This is a genomic window from Photobacterium alginatilyticum, from assembly GCF_009910675.1.
Classification (GTDB): Bacteria; Pseudomonadota; Gammaproteobacteria; order Enterobacterales; family Vibrionaceae; genus Photobacterium; species Photobacterium alginatilyticum.
Genome location: NZ_RSEJ01000135.1, coordinates 1 through 971, shown reverse-complemented (window position 1 = coordinate 971; position 971 = coordinate 1). Strand labels below are relative to the sequence as shown.

Sequence of the window (971 nt, the reverse complement as noted above, 5' to 3'; positions counted from 1 at the left end):
GATCCTCAAAAAAAGAAATAAGCAAAGTTCAGTCATTGAGTGACAAATGGGAAATTCACGGAAAGTTACAATCCCTACCGCGGAATAGTGCACCTACACGCCTTCATCGGCGTTGTTTTTCGACTGGAAGACCTAGAGCTAACTTTCGAGACTTTGGCCTATCCGGACACATACTTCGTGAAATGGTTCAKGCATGTTTGTTGCCAGGRGCAACAAGATCAAGTTGGTAAGATAAAACTATCCCTTCATTTCTATGATCATCGATCATARAGRGCCYCTTTACCATTCTGTATAAATGKRCTATTCTATTTGTACAGMTATGGTAGAGGGTCGTATTCAATCCTTGTTTTTTAGTAGTTTTCCGTTTTTCTCTTTACTTTAGCGCGGGGTAGAGCAGYTTGGTAGCTCGCAAGGCTCATAACCTTGAGGTCACGGGTTCAAATCCTGTCTCCGCAACATCTTTTTTAAATTAGGTTTGACTCTGTTAACTAGTAATTAATTACCTTTTTTTGGATGGGAGTCTATCACAGTCAACTATACCGAAYCCTTTMATCATATTAAAGGAATGACTTCACTCTAGTGGCGGATRGCGGGAATCGAACCCGCGTCTTCTCCTTGGCAAAGAGAAMTTTTACSATTCGACTATAKCCGCATTTTTTAGTTCTTGSTACATAATATGTCCACACATATATGATATATATATGTCTGGATTATATTTGTGTAGTRCCGGGCCAAAGACTTTTTTCAGAGGGGGTTGCAAGTMTTTTTTTTGACCCCCCTATCATTTTTTTTTCTTTATTTGTATTTKKGGRACTTATATTAATATTATACTATTAAATTTTAATGTGTCTCACAACCGAAAAGAATTCAGGGGGGTCATTTKMTTTTTGGAGCTGGKATKMAAAAAKAAGTTCAAGARATGAGAGAATTAAGGATACCYACCAGAAAAACTAATCCAATCCATAARGATG

Annotated in this window: 1 protein-coding gene and 1 tRNA gene; both read left to right on the top strand. The window is 37.7% G+C overall.

All coding sequences use genetic code 11. The annotated features are described in order from the left end of the window. Nucleotides 1-35: 35 nt before the first annotated feature. Nucleotides 36-230, top strand: coding sequence for an uS14 family ribosomal protein (locus EIZ48_RS31505; protein WP_500690627.1), 195 nt, complete (start codon nt 36-38; stop codon nt 228-230). 152 nt (nt 231-382) lie between these two features. Beyond that, nucleotides 383-456: transfer RNA gene (locus EIZ48_RS31500), tRNA-Met, on the top strand. The last annotated feature ends 515 nt before the right edge of the window (nt 457-971 follow it).